This window comes from Streptomyces sp. NPDC101227 (genome assembly GCF_044767545.1).
Taxonomy (GTDB): domain Bacteria; phylum Actinomycetota; class Actinomycetes; order Streptomycetales; family Streptomycetaceae; genus Streptomyces.
The window spans coordinates 38,092-51,283 of record NZ_JBIWOD010000001.1; the positions used below are offsets into that span (position 1 = coordinate 38,092).

Annotated in this window: 12 protein-coding genes; 11 read left to right on the plus strand and 1 reads right to left on the minus strand. The window is 68.5% G+C overall.

Features of this window, described 5'->3' with window-relative positions; translation table 11 throughout:
- The first annotated feature begins 242 nt into the window (after positions 1-242).
- The 3 genes from ACIRPT_RS00165 (at position 243) to ACIRPT_RS00175 (ending at position 3,044) form a co-directional block, all read left to right on the plus strand.
- Complete coding sequence (locus ACIRPT_RS00165; protein ID WP_403819891.1) at positions 243-1,472, plus strand: cytochrome P450; 1,230 nt, start codon at positions 243-245, stop codon at positions 1,470-1,472.
- Between the two features lie 55 nt (positions 1,473-1,527).
- Positions 1,528-2,340, plus strand: a complete 813-nt coding sequence (locus ACIRPT_RS00170; RefSeq protein ID WP_403819894.1) for a class I SAM-dependent methyltransferase — start codon at positions 1,528-1,530, stop codon at positions 2,338-2,340.
- A gap of 314 nt (positions 2,341-2,654) precedes the next feature.
- The gene (locus ACIRPT_RS00175) at positions 2,655-3,044 is read left to right on the plus strand and encodes a hypothetical protein (RefSeq protein WP_403819897.1); all 390 of its coding nucleotides are present in this window, start codon (positions 2,655-2,657) and stop codon (positions 3,042-3,044) included.
- An 868-nt stretch (positions 3,045-3,912) separates the two neighbouring features.
- Here ACIRPT_RS00175 and ACIRPT_RS00180 read toward each other — a convergent pair.
- Entirely contained in the window at positions 3,913-4,818 is a 906-nt protein-coding gene (locus tag ACIRPT_RS00180; protein WP_403819900.1) for an EamA family transporter, read from the minus strand.
- A 105-nt stretch (positions 4,819-4,923) separates the two neighbouring features.
- On the opposite strand from ACIRPT_RS00180, the gene ACIRPT_RS00185 reads away from it, so the two are divergent.
- The 8 genes from ACIRPT_RS00185 (at position 4,924) to ACIRPT_RS00220 (ending at position 13,118) form a co-directional block, all read left to right on the plus strand.
- On the plus strand, positions 4,924-5,853 hold the full coding sequence (locus ACIRPT_RS00185) for a LysR family transcriptional regulator (RefSeq protein WP_403497632.1): 930 nt from the start codon (positions 4,924-4,926) through the stop codon (positions 5,851-5,853).
- 438 nt (positions 5,854-6,291) lie between these two features.
- Entirely contained in the window at positions 6,292-7,818 is a 1,527-nt protein-coding gene (locus ACIRPT_RS00190; protein WP_403497634.1) for a PqqD family protein, read from the plus strand.
- Entirely contained in the window at positions 7,815-9,092 is a 1,278-nt protein-coding gene (locus tag ACIRPT_RS00195; protein ID WP_403819903.1) for an acetyl-CoA carboxylase biotin carboxylase subunit family protein, read from the plus strand. Before ACIRPT_RS00190 ends, ACIRPT_RS00195 begins: the two co-directional genes overlap by 4 nt.
- Before the next feature lie 6 nt (positions 9,093-9,098).
- Complete coding sequence (locus ACIRPT_RS00200; protein ID WP_403819906.1) at positions 9,099-9,869, plus strand: class II glutamine amidotransferase; 771 nt, start codon at positions 9,099-9,101, stop codon at positions 9,867-9,869.
- Positions 9,856-10,665: a hypothetical protein gene (locus tag ACIRPT_RS00205; RefSeq protein ID WP_403497638.1), complete on the plus strand. Its 810-nt coding sequence runs from the start codon at positions 9,856-9,858 to the stop codon at positions 10,663-10,665. Before ACIRPT_RS00200 ends, ACIRPT_RS00205 begins: the two co-directional genes overlap by 14 nt.
- Positions 10,662-11,228: a YbaK/EbsC family protein gene (locus ACIRPT_RS00210; RefSeq protein WP_403819909.1), complete on the plus strand. Its 567-nt coding sequence runs from the start codon at positions 10,662-10,664 to the stop codon at positions 11,226-11,228. Before ACIRPT_RS00205 ends, ACIRPT_RS00210 begins: the two co-directional genes overlap by 4 nt.
- 210 nt (positions 11,229-11,438) lie before the next feature.
- Complete coding sequence (locus ACIRPT_RS00215) at positions 11,439-12,107, plus strand: HEAT repeat domain-containing protein (protein WP_403819912.1); 669 nt, start codon at positions 11,439-11,441, stop codon at positions 12,105-12,107.
- A 6-nt stretch (positions 12,108-12,113) separates the two neighbouring features.
- On the plus strand, positions 12,114-13,118 hold the full coding sequence (locus ACIRPT_RS00220) for a MerR family transcriptional regulator (RefSeq protein WP_403819915.1): 1,005 nt from the start codon (positions 12,114-12,116) through the stop codon (positions 13,116-13,118).
- Positions 13,119-13,192: the final 74 nt, after the last annotated feature.

The following is a 13,192-nucleotide window of genomic DNA, read 5'->3' on the forward strand; positions in this document are numbered from 1 at the left end:
GTGCTAGTCACGGGTTCTCCATTATCCTGCTGGAGGGGCGACGTGACGCCACCCCCTATTTTTTGGGGTTGCAATTGCGGATTCCTATCACGGTGCGGCTTAGGACCTCTTCGCGACCAGGGGAAGTGTCCACAGTGGTAGCTCTGATCTCCTCGCGGCCATAACTGCGCTCCGCTGCCGCCTCCCGATTGTCTGGGTTGGCGTGTTGATCAGGCGGGTATATGTTTGTTAGCGTCAATATCATGGCCGAAATGTTGGAAATGACCTCGCCCGACCCTGCTGGAAAAGGAAATTCCGAGACCGGTGTCACCCCTGGTTATACGGTTCCGGCGCAGGTTAACGCGATGTGGCGGGAAGCACCTGTACGCAGAATTACGACCAGGGACGGTCGCGACGCCTGGCTGGTGACCGGAATGGCCCAGGTGCGCGCCGTACTCGCCGATCCGCGGTTCGGTCGCGTCGAGGCACGGCGACTTGGAGCCGTGATGAGCCCCGCCGTGATCTTCACCAAACCCGGCATCCTCGACATGGACCCGCCGGAGCACACCCGGCTGCGTCGCTTGGTCGCCGGGGCGTTCAGTGCCCGCCGTATCCGGAGCCTCCGCCCACGGATCCAGCAGATGGCCGACGAACTGATCGAGACGATGAAGGCGGTCGGGCCACCCGCCGACCTGGCGGAGGGGCTGTCCTATCCGTTACCGATCGCCGTGATCTGCGAGATTCTCGGTGTCCCGTACGCGGATCGGGAGCTCTTCCGCGCCTGGGCCGATCGCGTCAGCGCCCCCGGGACGCAGCCGGAAGAGGCGATGTCGGCGCTGCGATCACTGTTCGACTACATGGGCGGCCTGGTCGAGGACAAGCGCGTCCACCCCGATGGCAGTCTGCTCCACGGGCTCGTCACCGCCCGCGACGAGCAGGGCCGTCTCGATGATGAGGAGCTGGTCACCCTCGCCTGCGGCCTGCTCCTGGCCGGCTACGAGACGACCGCGACCATGCTCGGCAAGGGGCTGCTGGCCCTGCTGGACAATCCGGACCAGCTGGCGACGGTTCGCGCCGATCCGGGAGCGGTGCCCGCCGCTGTGTCCGAGGTCCTGCGCTATGTCACTCCTGGCGTCGACCCGCACACCGGACTGATCCGCGCCACCACGACCGACGTGGAGCTCGGCGGAACCACCATTCCCGCGCACAGCGTGGTCATCGCGTGCAATTCGGCCGCCAACTTCGATCCGGCGACGTTCCAGGACCCGGATCGTTTCGACGTCACCCGCGAGGGTGCCGCAGAGCACCTGGCGTTCGGGCACGGGATGCACCGCTGCGTGGGTGCGCAGCTCGCCCAGATCGAACTCGAGGTCGCGTTTGGCACCCTGTTCACGGTGATTCCTGGATTGCGGCTGGCAGTGTCCTCCGACGAGATCGTTTACACCAAAGGCACGCTCATCAGGGGTTTGCGCTCGCTTCCGGTCATCTGGTGAATGTGGGGAACGCCTATGTTTGACATAGTGGGCGCGCGCCCACTATGGTCAATCCATGGCGAATGGGAAGCTCGACGGAGAACTCCATCAGCAGCGACGCGTGGCCGAATCCTATGGGATAGACGCCGAACGCTACGACCGGACTCGACCTCGTTATCCGGATGCCCTGGTGGACCGCATGGTGCGGTCATGCCCGGGTGTTGAGCTACTGAATGTAGGTGCGGGTACGGGTATCGAGGCACGCCAATTTCAGGCCGCCGGGTGTTCGGTTCTCGGCGTCGAGCCGGATGTGCGGATGGCGGAGTTCGCGCGAACCAAGGGCACTGAAGTCGAAGTCGCGCGATTCGAGGAATGGGAGCCAGCGGAACGTCGATTCGACGGGATTATCTCGGGCCAGGCGTGGCACTGGGTGGACCCCGTAGTGGGTGCGGCCAAGGCGGCGTCGGTGCTGCGTCCGGGAGGACGGTTGGCCGCCTTCTGGAACGTCGCCGAACCTCCGGCAGAGGTGCGCGAGGCCTTCAGGGAGGTCTATGTCGAGGTGGTGCCGGACGCGCTGGCCACTCGCGCCTACAGCATGCCGACGCCTCCGCCGACGAGCTCCTCTCCGTTGCTCACCAAGACCATCGAGGGGATCCGCCAGGTCGACGGATTCGGTGAGCCCGAGCAGTGGCAGTTCGAGTGGCGGTACGTCTACAGCAAGGACGAATGGCTGGATCAGCTGCCCACGCAGGGGGACCACGGTCAGTTCCCGCCTGAGAAACTGGCCAAGGTGCTGGCGGGGGTCGGCGCCGCCATCGACGCCATGGGCGGCAGCTTCGACATGAAGTACACCGCTGTCGCGGTAACCGCGACGCTGCCCACGTCCTGACGCCACGCCGCCGCGCTCCGCGGGGGTACTGCAACGACATGCCTTGACCTCGTGAGTCCGAGGTCAAGGCATGTCGTTGTGCCGACTGGCATATCTGACGAGTGATCAGAGAGGTTCGATGACTTCGAGGCTCGGTGCGCGGGGCGTTTCGGGCGAGTGGTGACCCGGCGGCGGATGAAGCAGGCCGTGCCATGCTCGGCGTCGGGGTCCCGTCGCGCCCTTCGCTGTCGTAGCGACGCAAGGTCCCGGCTCGCATCCGGCTGCGCATACGCGTTCATCGAGGCGGAGAAGACCACCCATGGTGTCGCTTTCCTGTGCCCGCTGCTGAGGTGGCCCGCTCCTCGTTCTACGCCTGGCTCGCCGCGGCGAAGACGCGAGCCGCAAGCCAGGCCACCGATGAGGCCCTGGCGCATGAGATCACCGTCATCCACGCCGAGCTGCGGCGCATGGGCCGGGTGGTGAACCGCAATTGGGTCGCCCGTCTTGTGCGCGAGCACGCCATCCAGGGCGCTCACCGCCGCAGGCGGCGTTCGCTGACGCGGCCGGACAAGAAGGTAAGGCCGGCCCCGGACCTGATCGGCCGCGACTCCCACGCCGAGCAGCCCGCCACGAAGTTGGCGCGGGTTCCGTTCAGCCGGAACACGTGGTCAGTGCCCAGGAGCTTGGCTATGGATGATGTGGCAGACGTCCTGGGTGGTACCTGAGCCCGCATGCGTGAAGCTCTCGAAGTGAGGCTTGCCCTGGCGCTTGGTCAAGTAGAGAGCGGCGGGTGCGCCACCCCCGGTGAACGCCTTCAGGCCGGCCGCATCCGACTGAGCGAGGACGCGACGGAGTTTCCACGAGGCGGAACGACCGCATGTCACCAAGGCGCGCCACGAGCCGGAGCCGGCCGACGTGGCTGGCTACGCCGCGGTCCGCCGTCTTCAACCAGGCCGTTACAGCGATGGCGAGGGCGAGGAACTTACAGAAGCCCTGAACTGTCCCTGCTCCTGAGGTCCGTGTCCATGGCCTGCTCCCTGTTGGGAGCTGCTCGTTCCGGAGCGTCGGATGGTAAGCAAGTTTTCCGTCCGACTGGACTGGGGAACCGGCATCCGTCAGGTGCGGGCCACGGATCGTCCCTCTGCGTGCGGGACCGTCCATACGTCTCCGGGTGCGGGAGCGTGATTCTGGCTGCGGACGGTTGCGATATCCGATGAGCGTGCGAAGCCGGTAGGCATTCTGCATCAAGGCCAATGTCCGGGCACCTGCGACGGCCGGCCCGGAGGTGACGCCGAAGTCCGAGCTCTCCAGCAAGCGGCGGAGTCCCTGAGCAGTGAGCAGTGAGCAGGGCGTGCTGGTGAAGTGGGCGGATCAGTGATCCCTGATCAAGGAATTCACGTATCACGACCAAGTCGAGATCGACTACCCGAGCAGTAGCGCCGGCAAGAGAACCCCGCCAATCGGGCGTGCAGCGGTCGGCGGTCGCCGCCATCACCCTCGTAGAGTCATTCACCGGGAGCGGATCTGCGGTAAGGAGAGGGGGAGTTCGGGGAGTTCTCCCGCCGATTTGACGGCTCGTTGGTTTTTTCGGCCTCAGGGGGTCGCGGCCGTTACGGCCGTTCGCTCGGTTTCGGGAGGCATTGGCTTCTTCGGGCGCCGGAGCATTCCGACCGCAATGCCGGTGATGACGAGGGCCGTGGCGGAGAAGGTCAGCGCGGTCATGCGCTCGCCCTGGAAAATCCAGGCGGATGCCAGGCCGAATACCGGGACGAGCAAGGAGAACGGCGCGACGGTCGGCGCGTCATAGGTGCGCAGGAGATATCCCCATGCGGCGAAGCCGAACAGCGTTGCCCCCCACGCCACATAGAGCGCGGCGCCCACTCCGCTGAGGTTCAGATGCTGGAGCGCCCGCAGGTCCGCGTCCCAGCCTTCGAAGGGTACGGAGATGAGCGCGAGCGGGACGGGCGGTACGACGCTCACCCAGACCATGAATCGGAAAGTGTCCGGCGGACCCGCCTTACGCATCGCGATGTTCGACAGGCCCCAGCACGCCGCGGCGCCCACGACCAGCAGGAATCCGGCAAGCGTGCCGGCCGTCGAGTCCAACCCGGCCAGCACGATGCCCACCGCAGCGATGGCCATGCCGACGATCTGCACCCGGCGGGCGCGCTCCTTCAGCAGCACCGCGGCGAAGAGCACGGTGAACACCGCTTGGCCCTGGAGCACCAGGGAGGCCAGCCCCGGGGGCAGTCCCGCATGCATGCCGATGAACAGCATCCCGAATTTCATGATGCCGAGCGCGACGCCGACCGCGATTACCCAGCGCCAGGCGACTCTGGGCCGGCCGACGAAGAAGACCGCGGGCAGCGCGGCGAGGAGAAAACGCACCGCGGAGAAGAGAAGCGGCGGGAAATCACGGAGCCCGACGTCGATCACAACGAAGTTGACGCCCCACACGGCAGCGACAGCCACCGCCAAGGCGATGTGTGCGGGCTTCATGCCAATGGCTCCTGATGACGCGTGACTTCGGGATGTCCCATCACAACAGTCGCCGTCGGTAAGGGCCAGCGAAGGTTTCTGAAGGTGGGGTATTAGCATCTCTTCATGTTCGACCTCAATCGCCTGCGTGCCCTGCGTGCCGTGGCCACCCACGGCTCGGTGACGGGCGCGGCCGCCGCTCTGGGCTACACCCCCTCCGCCATCTCCCAGCAGATCGCCAAGCTGGAGCGCGAGGCCGGCTCAGAACTGCTCGACCGGCAGGGCGGCAAGGTGGAGCTCACGCCCGCGGCCTGGCTGCTCGCGGAGGCGGCAGACGAGGTGGTTGCGGTACTGGAGCGGACCCGCTCGCGCCTCGAGGAGCAGCGTGACCAGCCCACCGGGCGGCTGGTGCTCGCCGCGTTCCCCACGGCCTGCCGCGGGTTCGCCGCCGCATCGCTCGCTGATCTCACCGGGCGCCATCAGGCCTTGGACTGCCGGCTGGTGGAGTCCGACCCCAACCGCGCCATCAGCCTGGTCGTACGGGGTGAGGCGGATGTCGCGATCGTGCACGACTGGCACAACACCCCACTGACGCTGCCCGCGTCGCTGTCCGTCACGGAGCTGGGCGAGGACATCGCCGATGTCGCCCTGCCCGAACGGCACCCGCTCGCCGAGCGGGACGTGGTGACCCCGTACGACCTGCGGGAGGAACGGTGGATCGGGCAGGGCTCCGGGGCCATGTGCCATGAGTGGCTGGTGCGTTCCTTCTCCGGCCTCGGCATCGAACCGGACATCGCCTACCAGATCGAGGAATACGAATCCCAGCTGTCGCTTCTGGCGGCGGGTCTGGGCGTGACCATGCTGCCCCGGCTCGGCCGCGGTGCCCTGCCGCCCACCGTCCGTGTCGTCCCGATGGAGCCCCCGCCCTCCCGTCGACTTTCGGCCCTCTGGCGCTCGCAGGCCGACCGCAGGCCCGCTATTCACGCCGCATTGGCAGCGCTGCGCAGGCATTGGCTGGGTGCTAATTCCAGCCAGCCGTCGCGACGCACGGCGTAAATACCACGGCAACTTCGCCGGCAGGAATGGGATTTAACGCACAGTGGGACGACTCACATCCTGAGGCGGGTTGATTGACAAGCCCGAGAACCATGATCAAGAGTAGGCCGGGACAGGGAAGTCCGTAAGCGCTGAAGTTTCCGGTCGGGGGTAGTTCCGGATCGCTTCTTGTTTCTCTTGCACGGTTCATTGGATGTCTCCACAGGACACCACCGGATCGACCGGTGCACCATCGGGTAATTCATGTACAGATGCCGGCCGCACTGAACTGAATTCCCTTCTTCCGGTGCTCTGATCGCCGGCAATCCCGCCTGCCCGCGTCCCCTTCTTTCTCCCTGGCGCTATGCCAGGCCACCACCAGACCAGTTTCTTCGTGCCCATGCGCCTGCCATGGGTGCAGGCCCACCGTCGTTCGGTTGAAAGAGGTGCTCGTCCGTCATGACAATTGACGCGTCCACGCCCGCGCCCTCAGCGGCACCCGACTATGCGTTAGCCCTCCAGGAGCTGCGGACCATCCTGTCCGCAGAGAACTACGAAGGCGCCGTCCGCTGCGCGGCCCGCCTGTACGACGCCCTCCCTGACAAGGAGCAACTCGCCCGGAATGTCGTCCTGGTGGCCTACGGCGGCGGCAAGGACAGCTCGTACACCCTCGCTTTCGTCCGGACGATGCAGCTGATCCTCTCCCAGGAGCACGGCGCGACGTTCCGGATGCGGGTCGCCACCAACCGGCACGCGGGCATGCCGACGGCCGTGATGGACAACATCGACCGCGCCTACCGTGCCCTGCACCTCTCGGCGGACCCCGCCTGCGAGCTGCTGCTGATCGACGGGCAGCAGGTGCGGACCTTCGACGCCACGCTGCCGCAGACGGACGAGGTCGTGGGGCGCAACCGCCTCGACATCCTGATGACCGGCCACCGCACGGCCGCCGACGCCCGCCCCACGTTCTGCAACGCCTGCAACCTGAGCATGGTCAACTCCTTCGGCCTGGCCGCGGGGTACGGCGGCGGCGTCGACCTGATCATCACCGGCGACTCCCAGCAGGAGCAGCGGGACTACTACCTGTGGGTCACCCGGCTCGCCCGGAAGTTCGGGCTGCAGCCGCCGCGCGACCGGCGGGCCGGATTCCAGGGCTTCCTCGCCTCGCTCAACAACATCTCGCAGGCGTACTTCGCCGACATCCACGGTCCCGACGTGCCGGAAGTCATCGCCGAACACGCGATCACCACCGACGTCCGCACCGGCCTGCAGTTCTTCTCGATCTACGACGACACGGCCTACGCCTCCGGCGACCACTGGGAGCTGCTCACGGACTACCTGGGCTTCCGCTTCGACGACATCGCCTTCAGCTTCACCGAGTCCGACTGCGGCAACCCCGCGCTGATGGCCCATCTGCGCGCCCTCAAGTGCGAGCGCCGCTACGGCCAGTCGTACGCCGAAGGGCTCGACGAGTACGTCGAGTTCGCCATCTCCCTCATGCACAAGAAGGAGTTTCCGCCGCAGCTCGTGGAGATCATGCGGGAGCGCTACGAGGGCAAGGCCGACCACATGCGGGCGGCCATGAACGCCTACGGCGCTCAGGCGTACGGCTTCACCGAGGAGCAGCTCGTCGCCATGGTCCACGCGCCGTTCACGGAGAAGGGCGTGAACCTGGAGACGTACCTCGCCGCCGAGCAGCCGGACCTCCTCGCCCACGCCCCGCTCGTACGAGGGCTCTTGGACGGATCGGTCGCGGCGGCGGACGGGGAGCCCGCCCGGGTCGCCGAACGTCTGGAGCACCTCAGCGGCCTGGCCCTGGACCAGCTCCAGGTGCTGTACGGCAGCTCCCTGCGGCTGCCCAGCCTCACCCCCGCCGGCGGAGAGCTCATCGACGCCATTCTCGAAGGCGACCCGCACAAGCAGGTCGTACAGACCCGGCACAGCGCCGGGGGCCCCGTGGTGCCCGAGCTGCTCTCCGGCCGGTGACCGTGGCAGCCGGCAACCCCCCGGGGGACTTCGTACAGGTAGGCGCCACACGCGACGGCCTGGACCCGTACCTGGCCTGCGCGCGCCGCCGCGGCATGCGGACGGTACTGGTGGAGACGCCCGCCTATCTGCGCTGGCGCAGGCTGCTCGGGCGGCGGGAGTTCGACGTCGAGGTGGCCGTGGCGCGACCGCAGGACCCGGACGCGGTCCGCGCGTCGCTCGCCGCCGCCGCGGTCGCCCCCGCCCTGGTCCTGACCGGGTTCGAGCGCTATGTGTACGCCGGGTTCGCGCTCGCCCGTGCGCTGCGCGTGGCCCCGTGGCCGGGCGCGGGCGACGGCTTCCGGCCGCTGGACAAGCGCGAGCAGCGCGAGACGCTGCTGCGCGGCGCTCCGCAGGTGGCCCAGCCCCGCTTCGTACCGCTGGGCCCCGGGGACGGGGACGAGGCGGATCCGCTCGCCTTTCCGCAGGTCATCAAGCCGGCGGACGGCGGCGGCGGGCTCGGCGTGCTGCTCGTGGACGGCGCCGCACAGCGGCGCCGCGCCCTGGACCGCGTCCGCAACCTGGTCAACTACGGGGGCGGGGCGTTCTCGGCCATCGTGGCGGAGGAGTTCGTCAAGGGCCCCGAGCTCTCGCTCCAGGGCGTCGCCCACGAGGGCGGTGCCGTGCTGCTGAGCGTGTGCGAGAAGCTCACGTCCCTCGAAGAGGTACGCGGCGAGCCGGGCCTGGCGGGCTTCCGCGAGGTGGGCCACGTGGCCAGGGCCGGGGGCGGGGCACCGCCCGCACTGCGCGAGCTGGCGCAGGCCTGCCTGGACGCCACCGGATACCGCGCGGGCCCCTTCCACGTCGACGTCATCCAGGGGCCGTCCGGCCCGGTCTTCGTGGAGATGGGGTTCCGGCTCTCCGGGGGCGGTCTGGTGGCGCTCGTCGAGAAGGCCACCGGCGCCGACTGGGCGGAACTGGCCTTCCGCACCCACCTCGGCGACGCGGTGCCGGTGCCGCCGCCCGGCGCGGGCATCGCCGGCCAGGTCTCGGCCGTGTCGGAACACGAGCTGACGGCCGCCGAGGCCCTCCAGGAGCCGGGCGTGGCCGTCGAGATCCAGCGCGCCGCGCCCCCGCCGGACCCCGCCGCGCTGCCCGCGGACGACCTGCCCGTGCTCGCTTCCGACCTTGCCCGGCACACCGGGGCGGTCGGCCGGGTCGTCGTCAGCGGCGACCCCGGCGACCGGATCCCCGCACTCCTGCATTCACTCGTTGCCCACCGATTGCGAGGCTGACCTTTCATGTGCCGACTCATCGTGGCCGCAGGGGACTTCCGCGCCACGGACATCCTGGCCGCAGCCGAGGCGATGAGCTGTGGCCGTACCGCCGACCATGACGGTCCCACCGATGTGCACCCCAACGGGTGGGGCGCGGTATGGCGCCAGGAGGACGCACCGTACGGCCTCGGCCGCCACCGGGACGTGCGCCCCCTCACGGAGAGCTTCCGCGAGTCGCCCGTACCGGACATCAAGACCGACTTCCTGGCCGTGCACGCACGCCACGCCACCCTGGCCAAGAACCACGGCCCGCGCTTCACCCACCCCCTGGAGCGCACCGGCGGCGCCGTCCCCTGGCTGTTCATGCACAACGGCTTCCTGCCGACGGTCCACCGCCTGCTCGGCATGGAGTCATCGGAGTTCGACTCCCGCGAGTACTTCGACTACGTCGTGCCCGCCGGCGCCCGCCGACTGGACGAGGCGGAAACCCTCGACCGGCTCAACTCCATACCCAGGGGCGGGAGTTCGGGCAACGCCATCGCGGTGAACCCCTACTCCGCTTACGTCATCCACTGGACCTCGCCGGACACCGTCTCGCCGCGGTACTTCGGCATGTACCGGCTGCAGACCGACCGCTCCCTGGTGATCTCCTCGGAGGTGGTCCCCGACCTCGCCCCCGCGGACCACTGGGAGCCGCTGAAACCGGACACCGTCACGGAGATCCCGTGGACGACGGGCCGCACCCCCCGCAACCGTTACGACCTCGAAGGAGCACCGACCCATGTCCACGACTGACACCTGGACCCGCGTCGTCATCGACGCCGCCGCCGAGCGCCCGGACGCCGACCTGCTCCGCCGGCTGGCCCATGGCGAGACCGCCGTGGTCGTGCTGCGCAACCTGCTGCCCGCCGAGGCGTTCGCCGACAACCGGACCCGTATCGGCAAGCTGTTCGCCAACGCCTCCACGACGAGCTACGCCAACGGCGCCCTCACCACCATCGGTCCCTACCTGGCCAGGTACCTCCAGGACCTGGACGGTTACTTCCAGGCCGCCGCCGAGGCCAAGGGGATGCTGGATGACGCCGGCTTCGACCTCGCCGACCAGGTCCGCGCCGGGCTCAGGGAGGCGTTCGGCCTCGATGCGGTGTCGGTCGCGCAGGAGCCGGACGGCCGCGACTACGCGGCGTCCGTCGTCCGCATCCATGCCGACGGCGTCCGCAACCCGCTGCACAACGACAACATCATGCGGGACGCCCGGGGCACCGGCATCGCCCTCACCGATCTCGCGTGCCAGTTGAGCTGCGTGGTCTGCCTGCAGGAGTGCGACGAGGGCGGCGAGCTGCGCATGTACCGCAAGCCCTGGGAGCCCGCCGACGAGACGTACAAGATCCAGGGCGGTCTCGGGTACGACGAGGCCGTGGTCGACGGGCACCCCTGTCACGAATTCAAGCCGCAGACCGGCGATGTCTACCTGATCAACCCGATGCGGTACCACTCCATCGAGCGGGTCACCGGTAGCGACCGGCTCACCATGGGCTTCTTCATGGGCTTCGGCGCCGACACGCTCAATTCCGCGGTGGTGTGGGGATGACGGCACACACGGTCTCTCCGGACGCCCCCGCACAGGCGGACCCGGTACGGCAAGCGGACAGCGCGACGGGCAGGACATCGGACCGGCTGCTGGCCCTTCTGCGGGACGGCCGGGCCCGTCACCGGCTGATCGAACACGCCCCGGAGGGGCGTACGGACGTGGTCAGCGCGCTGCGCGGGAACGCCCTGAACCAGGCGGCCAAGTGCATCGTCATGCGAGTGAAGGTCACCAAGAAGTCCTCGCGTTATGCCCTCGCCGTGATCCCCGGAGACCGGCGGGTGGACCTCGGCCGGGTCAAGGAGCTGTACGACGCACGGCATGTGTCCTTCGCCGACCAGTTCACCGCGGAACGCCTGTCCGGCTGCGTCAGCGGCGCCATCGTGCCGTTCTCCTTCGACTCCGAACTGGAGCTGATCGTCGACCCCAGTCTGCTGGAACACCGCGAGATCTTCTTCAACGCGGCCGAGCTGCAGCTGTCCCTGGCCCTGCACACGGAGGACTACCGGCGGCTGGCCCAGCCGCGGGTGGCGCACGTCGCCGAGCCTCCGCCGACGGAGTCATGACCGCGGCGGCGACCGCATAGGGACGACGGCCGGCGGCGGAGTTCGCCGGCCGACGCAGCCGCCGAAGCCGAGCGCCAGTGGCGACGGCATGGTCGCGGAATCTTCTCGTCACGCTGCCTCGGCCGGGGAGCCCGGGGAAGCCCGCGGCGGGCGCTCGCTTGACCTTGACACAGTGACAAGGCCTTCACTGTGGCCGAGGAGGTGGTCCCGATGACCATGCCGGCACAGGACACGGATACGATTCGAGCTCTTCAGAGGCTGGAGGACAGCCGCTCGTCGGTGCGGCTGCGGGCAGCGCTGGCGGTCGGCACGACCCCTGACCCACGGTTCATCGACAGGCTCATCGAACGATGCAGGACCGAACCCGACTTCTCCGTACGCGAAATGCTCACCTGGGCAATCACCCGCCACTCCCCATCAGTGACGGTCCCGGAGCTTCTCAAGGAAGTCCGCTCGGAGGGTGCGCAGGCGCGAAGCCAGGCGTTGCACACGCTGTCCAAGATCCGGGACCGGCAGGCGTGGCCGGCGATCACACGGGCGCTGCTGTCCGACGCCGACGACGAGGTGGCGCGGAGCGCTTGGCGGGCAGCGGTCGTGCTCGTGCCCGAAGGTGAAGAGCCGGAGTTGGCCGCAGTGTTGTCGACACAGCTCGGGCGCGGCCAGCGTCAGACGCAGCTGAGCCTCAGCCGCGCGCTGATCGCACTCGGCGAGCTGATCTTGCCGGCTCTGCGCGCTGCGATGACGGATCTCGATCCGCGCGTGCGCTCCCACGCGAGCGCCACGGAACGGCTGTTGCGCGACCCGGATGCCGGATTCGAGTTCGCGATCGAGGAGGCGAAGCGCGCCGTAGCCCTCGGCGGGGCCCACCAGGAGGAGTGAGCGGCAGTGTTGATCGGTGATGTGGCACGACGGTCCGGGGTCAGCGCCCGCATGCTCAGGCACTACGAGTCGCTCGGCCTGGTGCGGCCAACGGGCCGTACCGACGCCGGCTATCGAGAGTACTCCAGCGAGGACATCCGGCGGATCCTGCATATCGAGAGCCTCCGGTCATTGGGGCTGTCGCTGCGCGAAGTCAGGCGCGCGCTCGATGACCCAGGCTTCACGCCCTCGGAGCTCGTCGACGACCTCATCCGCCAGACGCGGGAACGCATTGCCGTCGAGACGGCGCTCCTCACTCGCCTCAGCCGGATCGGTGCCGCGGAACCGGCCGGCTGGGAGGACGTCCTCCAGATCGTCGCACTCCTCCAGGCGTTGGGGTCCAAGAGCGCCGGGAGGCGCCAGCGCGCGGCCCTGTCCGCAACCGAAGAGGTTCCCGTGCCCGTGGAAGCCCTGGTCGAGGCAGCCCTGAGCGAGACCGACCCGAACGTCGCCGGAGCCCTTCGATGGGCTTTGGCGCAATCCCGCGACGGCGGCTGGGAGCTGCTGGCGGAGGGCCTCGACTCACCAGCAGCCGAGGTGCGGAAACGTGCCGTCCAGTCCATCGCCGAGATCCCGAACGCTGAGGCGACCGCACTGCTGCGGGATGCCCTCGCGAACCCCGACATCGTGGTCCGCAGGTATGCAGCCCTGGCGCTCGGGGCCCGCGGAGTGGCCGACGCGGTCCCGACGCTCGTCGACATGATCGTCGAGGAGACGAACGACGCCGATGCGGCCGATGCACTGAGCGCGCTCGCGAGCTGCTACTCGGTGGCGGAAGAGATCGCTACCAGGCTCGTGGACTGCCTCGCCCACGGCACCCTTGATTCGTCTGCACGTCGACGGCTGGCACAGGCGCTCGCGGACATCCCGGGAGCCACGGCGTCACGTGCCCTCGCGGAGCTGTCACATGACGAAGACCGCGCCGTTGCGCTCACCGCGTCATACATCGTCGGGATACGCAACGCACGGTAGTGGGCTTCCTTCCAGCTGGGCAGATCGTCGCTCTTGCGGCGGCGGTGCGGCCTCACAGGGCCGGCGGGCCGAAG

Excerpts from the sequence above, each read along its gene's own strand:
- ACIRPT_RS00200 (WP_403819906.1), top strand. The coding sequence starts at position 9,099 with ATGTGCCGACTCATCGTGGCCGCAGGGGACTTCCGCGCCACGGACATC.
- ACIRPT_RS00165 (WP_403819891.1), top strand. The coding sequence starts at position 243 with ATGGCCGAAATGTTGGAAATGACCTCGCCCGACCCTGCTGGAAAAGGA.
- ACIRPT_RS00170 (WP_403819894.1), top strand. The coding sequence starts at position 1,528 with ATGGCGAATGGGAAGCTCGACGGAGAACTCCATCAGCAGCGACGCGTG.
- ACIRPT_RS00215 (WP_403819912.1), top strand. The coding sequence starts at position 11,439 with ATGACCATGCCGGCACAGGACACGGATACGATTCGAGCTCTTCAGAGG.
- ACIRPT_RS00180 (WP_403819900.1), bottom strand. The coding sequence starts at position 4,818 with ATGAAGCCCGCACACATCGCCTTGGCGGTGGCTGTCGCTGCCGTGTGG.
- ACIRPT_RS00205 (WP_403497638.1), top strand. The coding sequence starts at position 9,856 with ATGTCCACGACTGACACCTGGACCCGCGTCGTCATCGACGCCGCCGCC.
- ACIRPT_RS00185 (WP_403497632.1), top strand. The coding sequence starts at position 4,924 with ATGTTCGACCTCAATCGCCTGCGTGCCCTGCGTGCCGTGGCCACCCAC.
- ACIRPT_RS00190 (WP_403497634.1), top strand. The coding sequence starts at position 6,292 with ATGACAATTGACGCGTCCACGCCCGCGCCCTCAGCGGCACCCGACTAT.
- ACIRPT_RS00210 (WP_403819909.1), top strand. The coding sequence starts at position 10,662 with ATGACGGCACACACGGTCTCTCCGGACGCCCCCGCACAGGCGGACCCG.